The 12,657-nt window shown below is 59.5% G+C and carries 9 protein-coding genes; 7 read left to right on the top strand and 2 right to left on the bottom strand.

The annotated features are described in order from the left end of the window. Window positions 1-9 precede the first annotated feature (9 nt). The 6 genes from dgcA (at window position 10) to FQ187_RS02170 (ending at window position 8,166) form a co-directional block, all read left to right on the top strand. On the top strand, window positions 10-2,070 hold the full coding sequence (dgcA, locus tag FQ187_RS02200; protein WP_149628239.1) for a dimethylglycine demethylation protein DgcA: 2,061 nt from the start codon (window positions 10-12) through the stop codon (window positions 2,068-2,070). A gap of 171 nt (window positions 2,071-2,241) precedes the next feature. Then, a complete protein-coding gene (gene dgcB / locus FQ187_RS02190; protein WP_149628238.1) occupies window positions 2,242-4,191 on the top strand; it encodes a dimethylglycine demethylation protein DgcB in 1,950 nt (649 codons plus the stop codon). Then, on the top strand, window positions 4,191-5,411 hold the full coding sequence (locus FQ187_RS02185; protein ID WP_149628237.1) for an electron transfer flavoprotein subunit alpha/FixB family protein: 1,221 nt from the start codon (window positions 4,191-4,193) through the stop codon (window positions 5,409-5,411). Before dgcB ends, FQ187_RS02185 begins: the two co-directional genes overlap by 1 nt. Window positions 5,412-5,426: 15 nt before the next feature. Beyond that, window positions 5,427-6,197 (top strand): electron transfer flavoprotein subunit beta, encoded by a 771-nt coding sequence (locus FQ187_RS02180; protein WP_123368597.1) that lies wholly within the window; start codon window positions 5,427-5,429, stop codon window positions 6,195-6,197. Between the two features lie 122 nt (window positions 6,198-6,319). Further along, window positions 6,320-6,886 (top strand): GNAT family N-acetyltransferase, encoded by a 567-nt coding sequence (locus FQ187_RS02175; RefSeq protein WP_149628236.1) that lies wholly within the window; start codon window positions 6,320-6,322, stop codon window positions 6,884-6,886. A gap of 80 nt (window positions 6,887-6,966) precedes the next feature. Continuing rightward, on the top strand, window positions 6,967-8,166 hold the full coding sequence (locus tag FQ187_RS02170) for a retropepsin-like aspartic protease (RefSeq protein ID WP_149628235.1): 1,200 nt from the start codon (window positions 6,967-6,969) through the stop codon (window positions 8,164-8,166). A gap of 682 nt (window positions 8,167-8,848) precedes the next feature. Here FQ187_RS02170 and gbcA read toward each other — a convergent pair. Continuing rightward, window positions 8,849-10,144 (bottom strand): glycine-betaine demethylase subunit GbcA, encoded by a 1,296-nt coding sequence (gbcA, locus tag FQ187_RS02165; RefSeq protein ID WP_149628234.1) that lies wholly within the window; start codon window positions 10,142-10,144, stop codon window positions 8,849-8,851. Window positions 10,145-10,430: 286 nt separating this feature from the next. Here gbcA and gbcB point away from each other — a divergent pair, with 286 nt between their 5' ends. Next, complete coding sequence (gbcB, locus tag FQ187_RS02155; protein ID WP_129440532.1) at window positions 10,431-11,531, top strand: glycine-betaine demethylase subunit GbcB; 1,101 nt, start codon at window positions 10,431-10,433, stop codon at window positions 11,529-11,531. Between the two features lie 43 nt (window positions 11,532-11,574). On the opposite strand, the gene FQ187_RS02150 is transcribed toward gbcB, so the two are convergent. Continuing rightward, window positions 11,575-12,399 carry an NAD(P)-dependent oxidoreductase gene (locus FQ187_RS02150; protein WP_149628233.1) on the bottom strand — a complete coding sequence of 275 codons (825 nt, stop codon included), beginning with the start codon at window positions 12,397-12,399 and terminating at the stop codon, window positions 11,575-11,577. Window positions 12,400-12,657 lie beyond the last annotated feature (258 nt).

The raw sequence follows: 12,657 nt of genomic DNA, 5'->3' as shown, positions 1-12,657 counted from the left end.
GAACCCGCCATGGCTTTCGAAGCAATGTTCCAGCCGATCCAGATCGGCAAACTGACCATCCGCAACCGCGTGCTCAGCACCGCGCACGCCGAGGTCTATGCCACCGACGGCGGCATGACCACCGACCGGTACGTCAAGTATTACGAAGAGAAAGCCAAGGGCGGGATCGGCCTGGCGATTTGCGGCGGTTCCTCCAGTGTGGCCATCGACAGCCCGCAAGGCTGGTGGAAGTCGGTCAACCTGGCCGACGACCGGATCATTCCGCACTTCCAGAACCTGGCCGATGCCATGCACAAGCATGGCGCCAAGATCATGATCCAGATTACCCACATGGGTCGTCGTTCCCGCTGGGACGGCGAGCATTGGCCAACCCTGCTGTCGCCGTCGGGCATCCGTGAGCCGGTGCACCGTGCGACCTGCAAAACCATCGAGCCGGAAGAAATCTGGCGGGTGATCGGCAACTACGCCAGCGCCGCTGCGCGGGCCAAGGCCGGTGGCCTGGACGGCGTTGAACTTTCGGCGGTGCACCAGCACATGATCGACCAGTTCTGGAGCCCGCGCGTCAACAAACGTACCGACGAATGGGGCGGCAGCTTCGAAAACCGCATGCGTTTCGGCCTCGAAGTACTCAAGGCTGTTCGCAAAGAAGTCGGCCCGGATTTCTGCGTCGGCATCCGTCTGTGCGGTGATGAGTTCCACCCGGACGGCTTGTCCCACGAGGACATGAAGCAGATCGCCAAGTACTACGACGACACCGGCATGATCGACTTCATCGGCGTGGTGGGATCGGGTTGCGACACCCACAACACCCTGGCCAACGTTATTCCGAACATGAGTTATCCACCGGAGCCGTTCCTGCACTTGGCGGCCGGTATCAAGGAAGTGGTGAAGGCCCCGGTGCTGCACGCGCAGAACATCAAGGACCCGAACCAGGCGACCCGAATTCTGGAAGGCGGTTACGTCGACATGGTCGGCATGACCCGCGCCCACATCGCCGACCCGCACCTGATCGCCAAGATCAAAATGGGTCAGGTCGACCAGATCAAACAATGCGTCGGCGCCAACTACTGCATCGACCGTCAGTACCAGGGTCTGGACGTGTTGTGCATCCAGAACGCCGCGACCTCACGTGAATACATGGGCGTACCGCACATCATCGAGAAGTCGACCGGTGTGAAGCGCAAGGTTGTGGTGGTCGGTGCCGGTCCTGCCGGGATGGAAGCCGCTCGCGTCTCCGCCGAACGTGGCCACGACGTGACCCTGTTCGAGAAGAAAGAATTCATCGGCGGGCAGATCACCACCGCCTCGAAAGCCCCGCAACGGGACCAGATCGCCGGTATCACCCGCTGGTTCCAGCTTGAGCTGGCGAGGCTGAAAGTCGACCTGCGCCTGGGCGTGGCCGCCGATGCGGCAACCATTCTCGACCTGCGTCCGGACGTGGTGGTACTCGCCGTCGGCGGCCATCCATTCCTGGAGCAGAACGAGCACTGGGGCGCGGCGGAAGGCCTGGTCGTCAGCAGTTGGGACATCCTCGACGGCAAGGTTGCACCGGGCAAGAACGTGCTGGTTTACGACACTATCTGCGAGTTCACCGGGATGTCTACCGCGGACTTCCTCGCCGACAAGGGCAGCCAGGTCGAGATCGTCACTGACGACATCAAACCGGGTGTTGCGATTGGCGGCACCTCGTTCCCGACGTACTACCGCAGCATGTACCCCAAAGAAGTGATCATGACCGGCGACATGATGCTGGAGAAGGTCTACCGCGAAGGCGACAAGCTGGTGGCGGTGCTGGAAAACGAATACACCGGCGCCAAAGAGGAGCGGGTGGTGGACCAGGTCGTCGTCGAAAACGGCGTGCGTCCAGACGAAGAAATCTATTACGCGCTGAAGGAAGCGTCGCGCAACAAAGGCCAGATGGACATCGAGGCCCTGTTCGCGATCAAGCCGCAACCTTCGCTGAGCCAGGCGGGCGACGGCTACTTGCTGTTCCGCATCGGCGACTGCGTGGCGCAACGCAACACCCACGCGGCGATCTATGACGCGCTGCGGTTGTGCAAGGATTTCTAAGAGCTTGTGGATAACCCTGTGGGAGCGGGCTTGCTCGCGAAGACGGACTGACATTCAACATTGATGTCGACTGACCCGCCGCTTTCGCGAGCAAGCCCGCTCCCACAGGAATCGGGCAAGGCATCCAGCTAGTTAAGCCTGCAAGACCCTGCGGTCTTTGGGAGCTCCACCATGTTGAACACCCTTCTTCCAATCCTGTTGTTCGCAGCCCTGGGCCTCGCTGTCCTCGGCGCGTTGCGGCGGGTGGCTATGTGGCGCCGAGGCCGGGCTTCGAAAGTCGACCTGATCGGTGGCCTATTCGCCATGCCCAAGCGCTATATGGTCGATTTGCACCATGTCGTCGCGCGGGACAAATACATCGCCAACACCCACGTGGCCACGGCCGGTGGTGCGGTGGCGTCCATTGTGCTGGCGATACTGGTTCACGGTTTCGGCCTGCACAGCCGCATTCTCGGTTTTGCCCTGTTGATTGCCTCGGCGGTGATGTTCGTCGGTGCGATCTTCATGTTTCTGCGTCGTCGTAACCCGCCCGCCCGCCTGTCCAAAGGGCCGTGGATGCGCCTGCCGAAAAGCCTGTTGGCGTTCTCAGCGAGCTTCTTCCTGTTGACCCTGCCGGTCGCCGGCATCCTCCCGGAAAACTTCGGTGGTTGGGTGGTAGCTGCGATTCTCGGCGTCGGTGTGCTGTGGGGCGTCAGTGAATTGTTCTTCGGCATGACCTGGGGCGGGCCGATGAAGCACGCCTTCGCCGGTGCCCTGCACCTGGCCTGGCACCGTCGCGCCGAACGCTTTGGTGGCGGCCGCTCCACCGGTTTGAAACCGCTGGACCTGAACGATCCAAACGCGCCACTGGGCGTGGAAAAACCCAAGGATTTCACCTGGAACCAACTGCTCGGCTTCGACGCCTGCGTGCAGTGCGGTAAATGCGAAGCCGCGTGCCCGGCGTTCGCCGCCGGCCAGCCGCTGAACCCGAAAAAACTGATTCAAGACATGGTCGTTGGCCTGGCCGGCGGCACCGATGCCAAGTTCGCCGGCAGCCCGTATCCGGGTAAAGCCATTGGCGAACACGCGGGCAATCCGCATCAACCGATCGTCAACGGTCTGGTGGACGCTGAAACCTTGTGGTCCTGCACCACTTGCCGCGCCTGTGTCGAGGAGTGCCCGATGATGATCGAGCACGTCGACGCCATCGTCGACATGCGCCGCCATCTGACCCTGGAAAAAGGCGCGACCCCGAACAAGGGCGCCGAAGTCCTGGAAAACCTGATCGCCACCGACAACCCTGGCGGTTTCGCCCCGGGCGGGCGGATGAACTGGGCGGCGGACTTGAACCTGAACCTGCTCAGCGAGAAGAAATCTGTCGACGTGCTGTTCTGGGTCGGCGACGGTGCCTTCGACATGCGCAACCAGCGCACTCTGCGCGCCTTCGTCAAAGTGCTGAAAGCGGCCAAGGTCGACTTCGCGGTGCTGGGGCTTGAAGAACGCGACAGCGGTGACGTGGCCCGACGTCTGGGCGACGAAGCGACCTTCCAGCTGTTGGCCAAGCGCAACATCCAGACCCTGGCCAAGTACAGCTTCAACCGCATCGTCACCTGCGACCCGCACAGCTTCCACGTGCTGAAAAACGAGTACGGCGCCTTCGACGGCAACTACCTCGTGCAGCACCACAGCACCTTCATGGCGGAAATCATTGGCGCTGGCGCCCTGAACCTCGGCCAGCACAAAGGCAGCAGCGTGACTTATCACGACCCGTGCTACCTCGGCCGCTACAACGGCGAATACGAGGCACCGCGTGAAGTGCTGCGCGCCCTGGGTATCGAGATCAAGGAAATGCAACGCTCCGGTTTCCGCTCGCGCTGCTGTGGCGGTGGTGGCGGTGCGCCGATCACCGACATTCCGGGCAAGCAACGGATCCCCGACATGCGCATGGAAGACATCCGCGAAACCGGTGCCGAACTGGTGGCCGTGGGTTGTCCACAGTGCACCGCGATGCTCGAAGGCGTGGTCGAACCTCGGCCGTTGATCAAGGACATCGCCGAACTGGTGGCGGACGCGTTGCTCGAAGACGCGGCCCCGAGCAAGCCGACCAAACCGGCCCAACGTGAACCTGCGGAGGCCCACTGATGAGCGACATTATCCGCCGCGACCCACGCGCCGAATGGATCGCCCGCAACCGTCTGCACCCGCTGCACGCGGCCATGCAACCGGCGCAACACAGCTGGATGGGGCCTAACGGCGTCATCCGCAAGAATTTGCACGGCATCGGCTTTATCGGCCCCAACGGCATCAAGCGAATTGACCGCAGCGGCGCTCAACAGGGCGGGGCGACCAAACGCTCGGCCGCGGTTGAAGTGCAATTGCCACTGCATCAAGTGCCTGCACCTGCGTTTTACATCAGCGTGGTGCCAGACATGGTCGGCGGCCGCTTGAGCAGTCACGACCGCGACTTGCTGGGCCTGGCTCACCAATTGGCCGGCAAGGACGGCGGGGTGTTGGCCGTAATCTTTGGCGAACATAAAGAAAACGCCTTCGCCACCGCTGGCGTTGATCGCTTGCTGGTGCTGGAAGGCGAAGAATTCAACGGTTATGCACCGGAACAACGGGTCCAGGGCCTTCGGGCTGTGGATAACCAGTTCAGCCCACGTCACTGGCTGCTTCCGGACAGCCGCAGCGGCGGTGGTGAATTGGGTCGACGCTTTGCCGCAGCACTGGGCGAACGCCCGGCCACGCGGGTCTGGCAGGTCAAGGATCAGGAATGCATTGGCCGCGCCGGTGCCGGTTTGCAAGACCTTGCGCGCCCGGTCGCACGCTTGATTCTGGCTGCCGTCGAGTGCGCCGAACCTGTGAGCGAAACCCGTCACGAAGCCTTGCCGGTGGAGTTATCCACAGCGGTCGCACGAAGCTTGTCGCGCATCGAGGATTTGGGTGCGGTGGCGGTGGACCCGGCGGTGATTCCGATGGCCGAAGCCGAGTTCATCTTCTCCGGCGGCAATGGGGTCAAGGACTGGGGACTTTTCCACAGGACCGCCGAAGCGTTGGGTGCTACCGAAGGCGCGTCCCGAGTGGCGGTGGACGATGGCTTCATGGCCCGCGACCGTCAGGTCGGTGCGTCCGGCACCTGGGTCACTGCGCGGGTTTATGTAGCGGTGGGGATTTCCGGGGCGATCCAGCACCTGCAAGGCATCGGTGCCTGCGACAAGGTGGTGGCGATCAACCTCGACCCTGGCTGCGACATGATCAAACGGGCCGACCTGTCGGTGATCGGCGAGAGCGCCGAGATTCTTCAAGCCTTGATCGATGCGGTAGAGGCATACCGCAACGAAGCCAAGCGCGATGCGGCTTAAGGGAAGGAAAGGGTTATGAGCACGAAAATCATCAGCCTGGTGTCCATCGGCGCCCACCCGACCTCCGGCCGGCCGCGCCGCGCGGAACAGGATGCGCGGGCTGTGGAACTGGGTCTGCAGCTGGCTGGGGATAACCTGCAAGTGCTGCATGCCGGCGACGTTGCGGAACCGGCGTTGCGCGCGTACTTGGGCATGGGCCTGGAACAGCTGCACGTGCTTGAACAACCTTCAGGCGCCGATGCACTGCCGGCATTGACCGCGTATTTGCGTGACGCCGGGGCGCAGGTCGTGCTGACCGGCAGCCAGGCGGAAACCGGCGAAGGCTCGGGCATGCTGCCGTTCCTGCTGGCCGAAAGCCTGGGTTGGCCGTTGGTCGTGGGGCTGGCTCAAGTTGAATCCATCGACGGTAATTCAGCGCTGGTGCTGCAAGCCTTGCCTCGTGGTCAGCGCCGTCGCTTGAAAGTGCGGCTGCCGTTCCTCGCGACTGTGGATAACGCCGCGCCGAAACCTCGGCAGAGCGCCTACGGCCCGGCCCGACGCGGGGTGTTGCAGGCGGATGAAGTCGAAGTGATCGACGATGAACTGCTGGCAGTCGCCACGCTGCAACCGGCCAAGCCACGGCCTAAACGCTTGAAGGTGATCAAGGCCAAGAGCGGCGCGGACCGGATGAAGGCCGCGACGGCCAAGGCCAGCGGCGGGGGCGGGCAGGTGCTTAAAGGGTTGAGTGCCGAGGCTGGGGCCGAGGCGATTCTCAAGTTACTGATCGAAGAAGGCGTGGTCCGCTAGCGGACATCCAGTGAAGATCTAATGTGGGAGCGGGCTTGCTCGCGAAGGCGGCGTGTCAGTTATTACAGATGCTGGCTGACAAGACGCCTTCGCGAGCAAGCCCGCTCCCACAAGGAAAAATAATGACCGTTGAATTTCGTTCGGCCCTGCGCGCGGATGCGCGGGAGATTGCTCGCTTGTTCCAGATTTCGTCAGAAGGTGCTGCAGATTACATCTGGAGCCAACTGGCGCAACCCGGTCAGGATTTACTGGACGTGGGCGCCAGTCGGTATGCCCGTGAAGACGTGGATTTTTCCTGGCAGAACTGCCTCGTTGCCGAGGCACAGGGAAACGTCATTGGCATGATGCACAGCTACGTGATGCGTCACGATCCGCTGGCCGCTCCCGTCACAGATCCGGTCCTGGCGCCGTATGCCAAGATGGAAATCCCCGACACCCTCTACATCTCCAGTCTCGCGTTTCATGAAGGCTGGCGAAATCAGGGCCTGGGCAAGCAATTCCTCGCCTACGCTTACGACCGTGCCAGCCAGCTGGGGCTCAATGGCTTGAGCCTGATCGACTACGCCGCCAACACCGGCGCCCGCCGGTTTTACGAGCGACATGGCTTTCGTATCGTCGACACCTGCCAAATCACTCCCCATCCGATGATTCGGGTCACGGGGGAGGCTTATCTGATGTATAGGCCCTGATGAGCTACATTTCTCTATGAGCTGGGGCGGGGTTGCCGCAGCGCTAGTTCATAAAACTCGTTTTCAAGAATGGGTTGACCATGACAGCGGTCAGTCGGCGTGAGACATGTCTGATCTGCGGCGTGAATTTAAAGTCGTCTCTGGTGCTGCTTGCATTTTTGATGTGTGCAGCAACAAGTGCGACGGCCGGTACCAGACCGGCAACTCTGGATTTCTACACATGGTTAGCGTCTGAACAGGGACAAAAAGCGTCCTTGGTGCAGCTGAAACAGCAATGCGACAAGGTGTTGGATGCTGAAGACAACCTGAATTGTTCAGTCTCCGTTTTCGCCCGAATGTTCGAGGCCAAAACCGCGAACCAGCTTCCCGAATACTATCTGGCGATCAAGCGTCGTCATGCTCAGGCCATTGCGAATGACCCTGAGCTCAACGCAATGTTTTCCATGTTCGGCAGCGAATCCCTCGCGACACCCAGATCGCTTGGCGATTTTTGGGTGACAAGAGCGAAGCGGTACGAAGTGCTGGCGATTCATCCCTATGCCAGCGACGGTCACGTGACTGACGAGGTGCTGCCCTACCTCGATGTCAAAGCGGCCAATGGTTCCTCGTCACGCTTCATTCTCGACACCGGCGCACCGCAAACCCGGGTCAACCACGAAACCGCGAAGCTAATGGGAATCAGGTTATTAACCGACTCTCACTATGGCTACAGCACGTTTTATGGTGAACGTGACCTGTCAGCCAAACTCGGGATCTTTGAGTCTTTAAAGATAGGCTCAAGCGAGTTCAGAAACGTCCTGGTGTTTGTCAGTGACCGGGATAACTTACTGGGGCTCGATTTGATCGGTAAGTTGGGGCGATTGAAGATCACCAAAAAGACCCTGGCGCTTAACGCCGAACCTCCCGCGCGATGCGATTCGCGAGTTAATTACGCGCGAGTGGACATTAATCAACGACTGACCATTGCTGCACGCCTGGATCGTCGGGCGACGCCGGCGATTATCGACACCGGCAATGCTGATTACCTGACGTCGTCCTCGCCGGGCAACTCACCCATTCATGTCACCGATAAACCGCGTTCCGAAACCTACAAGGGTGAATTGAGCCTGTCGGGACATATCCAATTGATCACCTACAACTACTACCCGGACTTTACGATTCCTCCGTCGTTGTTGCTGGGTCAGTACGTGCCTTCGCTTTTGCTTGGGTGGGGTGCATTCGATGACTATGAGTTGAATCTGGACATCGACTCGGGCCGATCGTGTTTCAACAGGACCTGATCGTGGTTACCCACAATCCCTGTTAGCGCTTCTGTGGATAACATGTTCGCCCTTCGCTGCACCCCATACAAATCAAGCCCTGCAACCCTTCGTACAAAAAACAACCAGCCTAACTCGCGGTTTTTTCAGGCTTTTTCCTGAGAATAACTTTGTGCGCGAGCCAATACTTGCCCCCAATCTCTGTTAGCGCATCTGTGGATAAGATGTTCGCTGTCCTCTACAGGCCATATAAAACGGGCTTATCAGGTGATTGGTCAAAAAACAATCAAATCGTTGTTTTAGACCGAGAAACCTCGCGCAAACCCCGATTTATCGCGGCTTCCAACGGTTTTCCACAGATCCGCCCAAGTTGCCCCCAAAGTCTGTTGGCGCTTCTGTGGATAAGGTGTTCGCCATCCTCTGCAAGCCACGTATAACGTGTCTTACAAGCTTTCGATCAAAAAACAACCAATCGCTGTTAAAAACCCTGCTTCTGGATAAGTCACGGATTTTCTTCAGTTTCTGTGGAGAAAGTTTTTCGTAAATCCGCACTTGTCCCCATTTGCTGTGGGCGAAGTTGTGGATAACTTGTTCGCGAACCTCTACAGCCCCATGCCAGCGGCAGCTCTAAAGCGATTGATCGAAATTTGAACAATAAAAAACCGCGAAACATGTTCGCGGTTTTTTGTCTCAGCGGGATCGGTCAGCCTTGAACCGGAACCCCTTTGAGGTAATGCGCAGGTTCCGCGCCCAGGTTGTTCAGCAAACGCTCGCTGTACCAGTCCACGAAGTTCACCACGCCAAACTCATAGGTCTTGGAGTAAGGCCCTGGCTGGTAAGCGGTGGAGTTGATGCCGCGCTGGTTCTCTTCGGCCAGGCGACGGTCTTCGTTGTTGGTGGAGTCCCAAACCTCGCGCATTCGGTCGACGTCGTAATCCACGCCTTCGACAGCGTCCTTGTGCACGATCCACTTGGTGGTGACCATGGTTTCCTGCGCGCTGATCGGCCACACGGTGAACACAATGATGTGATCGCCCATGCAGTGGTTCCAGGAGTGCGGCAGGTGCAGGATGCGCATCGAGCCCAGGTCCGGGTTCTGGATCCGGCCCATGAGTTTCTTGCTGGCTTGCTTGCCGTCCAGGGTCATCGACACGGTGCCCTTGAGCAGCGGCATGCGCACAATGCGGTTACGCAGGCCGAAGCTGGCGTGAGCGTATGGAATCTTCTCGGCTTCCCAGGCAGCGGCAGAGGCGGCCACGTGGTCCTTGAACGCCTGGTCGGCGCGTGGGTCGGTAACGTCGTCCCATTCCAGCAGGGTTTTCAGCAGTGCCGGGTGCGACGCGTTGCAGTGGTAGCACTCGCGGTTGTTTTCCAGCACCAGTTTCCAGTTGGCTTTTTCGAACAAGGTGGTCTGGATCGCCACCTTGGTGTTCTCCATGTCGTACGGTTCCATGTAGTGGTCCAGCGTCGACAGGAAGTCATCAATGGCTGGCGGGTTGTCCGACAGGCTGATGAAGATGTAGCCGCCGGCAGTTTTCACGTTTACCGGTTTGAGGCCGTACTCCTTCATGTCGAAGTCGGCGCCCATTTCGGTACCGGCGAACAGCAGGCGGCCGTCCAGTTCGTACGTCCACTGGTGGTAGTGGCAGACCAGTTTGGCGACCTTGCCTTTTTCACTGGTGCACAGCCGCGAACCACGGTGGCGGCAAACGTTGTGGAACGCATGTATCACGCCTTCGGCGCCGCGAATCACAATGATCGGGTTCTTGCCGACTTGCAGGGTCAGGTAGTTGCCCTTGGTCGGGATTTCGCAGGCCATGCCGGCGATCAACCACTCTTTCTGGAAGATTTCCTGCATATCGATATCAAACAGCCGCTCGTCAGAGTAAAACGGCTGCGGCAGCGAGAAAGTGCGTTCGCGCTCTTGCAGCATCTGCGCGGTGGCCTTGCGAGCGGGTTCCAGCGGATCGCCCAGGCTGATTTTTGCGGTGACGTCCATCGATTTGATCCTCAAGGCCATTCTGTGTGGCCGGCGAAATAGTGGCTGATACGGTTTGCTACGCAAGGCTGTAAAGGAATCGTCTTTGTGTGGAGCGAGTGTGGGGCCGGCGCACGCCAGAACCTTATCCATGGGCGACATGGCCCAATCTGTTCCCGACGCGTAACCCCCGGTAGATGTGGGCTGGTCGCGATAAGTATGTGAATGTCGCAGATAGGTAAATGGGTGGTTCGCACGTTACGCAGAATCGCCAACATAAGGCCGACCATCGGCGGTGGAGAACAGCATGTCCAACAGCTTCCTGAATCCGGTAACCACCCAGACCTGGGCCAATGGTCGACACATCGTCCGTTGCGTCAAAGTCATCCAGGAAACCTGGGATGTGCGCACCTTCTGCTTTATGGCCGACCAGCCAATCCTGTTCTTCTTCAAGCCGGGGCAGTTTGTCACCCTGGAGCTGGAAATCGAAGGCGTGCCGATCATGCGCTCCTACACCATTTCCAGCTCGCCGTCGGTTCCTTACAGCTTTTCGGTGACCATCAAGCGCGTACCGGGCGGCAAGGTCTCCAACTGGCTGCACGACACGCTGCATGAAGGCCAGGAGCTGGCCGTGCACGGGCCGGTCGGGCTGTTCAACGCCATGGACTTCACTGCGCCGAAGGTGCTTTACCTCAGCGGTGGCGTCGGTATCACGCCGGTCATGTCGATGGCTCGCTGGTTCTACGACACCAACGGCAACGTCGACATGGTGTTTATCCACAGCGCCCGTTCACCGAAAGACATCATTTACCACCGTGAGCTGGAACACATGGCGTCGCGGATCGATAACTTCAGCCTGCACCTGATCTGCGAGAAGCACGGTCTGGGCGAGCCGTGGGCCGGTTATCGCGGTTACCTGAACCACAAGATGCTGGAACTGATGGCGCCGGACTTCATGGAGCGCGAAGTGTTCTGCTGCGGCCCGACGCCGTATATGAACGCGGTCAAGCGCATGCTGGAAGCGGTCGGCTTCGACATGTCGCGTTATCACGAGGAATCGTTCGGTGCTACACCACCGGAAGCCCGGGCCGATGCGGTGGAACAAGCCGAAATCGCCGCAGACGCACCAGACATCGACGTCGCGGACCTGCACCAGGTGGAATTCACCGCGTCCGGGAAAAGCATTCGCGTTGCACCGGGGGAAACTGTACATGCGGCAGCGGCCAAGCTGGGTCTGTTGATTCCGAAGGCGTGCGGGATGGGGATCTGCGGGACGTGCAAGGTGATGAAGCTGGGTGGGGAGGTCGAGATGGACCACAACGGCGGGATTACCGAGGAAGACGAAGCAGAAGGGTTCATTCTTTCGTGCTGCAGCGTGCCGAAGGGCGACGTGCGCATCGAGTTTTAAGCAGCGTCGTGCCCATCCCGAGATCGGGATGGGCACCTTCCATTCAGTCGACAAACAGGTCCGGCATCAGCGGGTCGGTGGTGTCGGGCGCGAACCGATACTGTTCAAAATCCGTCACCCCATGTTCACCCAGAATTTCCTCATCAATCAGCAGCCGCCCAGTAATGCTGCGGCCACCACTGTCCAGAACGAGATACGCAGCATCCGCCATGATTACCGGTGTCCGCGCATGCTTGAACGACTCGCGCGAGCCCAACTGAAACTCGATAGCAGCCGTCGCAATCATCGTCTGCGGCCACAACGAGTTAACGCTGATACCGTAGGCCGAAAATTCCTCGCTCATGCCCAGGGTCAGCGTGCTCATGCCGTATTTGGTCACGGTATAGGGGCTGTACTGAGCAAACCATTTGCTCGCCAGATTCAGTGGTGGGGAAAGGCTGAGGATATGTCCGCCGCTTTTCTTCAGATAGGGCAGGGCGGCCTGGCTGCACAGGAGCACGGCGCGGGTGTTGATCTGGTGCATCAGGTCGAAGCGCTTGAGTTCGATGTGTTGAACCCCGGTCAGCTTGATCGCGCCGGCATTGTTGATCAGCGCATCAATGCCGCCGAAATGCTCGTTGGCCTTGGCCAGTGCCTCACGCACCGCGACTTCATCACGCACATCCACCTGCAAGGCCAGCGCCTTGCCGCCCGCGGCTTCGACTTCCTTGGCCACACTGAAAATCGTGCCTGGCAACTTGGGGTGCGGCTCGGCGCTTTTGGCGGCAATCACAATGTTGGCCCCATCCCGCGCAGCTCGTAGCGCGATCTCACGACCAATCCCGCGACTTGCGCCGGTAATGAACAGGGTTTTGCCTTGTAAGGACATGCGTGCGCTCCTGATTATTGTTGTCTGAGCGGATCGAACAGCTCGCCAGTCAATGTAGACCAAGAGTCCGGCGCAATCAGGGAGGGGCTTTTATGTAATTGGATGGACTCGCCCAAGCCGAGGCGTCAATGCGCCACGGTGGCAGTCTAAACAGCCAACGACAGCGAGGGCGAGTCCATGAAAAATCATAGTTCGATTGATCAATCCCTGTCTTCTTCCGATTTGTCGGCCTGCACAACCGTGGCGGTCGATCTGGCC

This window comes from Pseudomonas sp. ANT_J28 (genome assembly GCF_008370005.1).
In the GTDB taxonomy this organism is placed as follows: Bacteria; Pseudomonadota; Gammaproteobacteria; order Pseudomonadales; family Pseudomonadaceae; genus Aquipseudomonas; species Aquipseudomonas frigoris.
Note: the sequence above shows the minus strand (reverse complement) of the source record. Positions and strands in the feature narration are given on the sequence as shown.